This window comes from Stenotrophomonas sp. YIM B06876 (assembly GCF_030711595.1).
Taxonomy (GTDB): Bacteria; Pseudomonadota; Gammaproteobacteria; order Xanthomonadales; family Xanthomonadaceae; genus Stenotrophomonas.
On sequence record NZ_JAUJUJ010000661.1, the window covers coordinates 1 to 325 of the forward strand.

Below are 325 nucleotides of genomic sequence, written 5' to 3' on the forward strand. Positions count from 1 at the left end.
CCATGCCAAGACCGCCATGGCCGCATGGGCGCGCAGCACCGGCAGCCTGTTCGTCAGCGTGGGCGCGGCAGGCGGTAAAAGGCATGCGCACAAGGTGGATGTGGACGACCTCGCGGCAACGACGCACGACCCGCTGCTGGCGCAGCTGCGCTACCGTTTGCGCAAACACCATGGCGCCCCGCGTGAAGGCCGCAAGATCGGCATCACCTGCGTTTTCAGCCGCGAGGCTGTAGCGCCTCCCGATGCTTCCTGCGCCGTCGAGGGCGATGGCAGCTTGAACTGCCATGGTTATGGGTCGGTGGTCGCCGTCACGGCAACCTTCGGC

At 67.1% G+C, this 325-nt stretch carries 1 pseudogene; it reads left to right on the top strand.

What is annotated here, in order from left to right:
- Positions 1-325, top strand: a pseudogene (locus QZH66_RS18920) (tRNA threonylcarbamoyladenosine dehydratase); the annotation flags it as partial.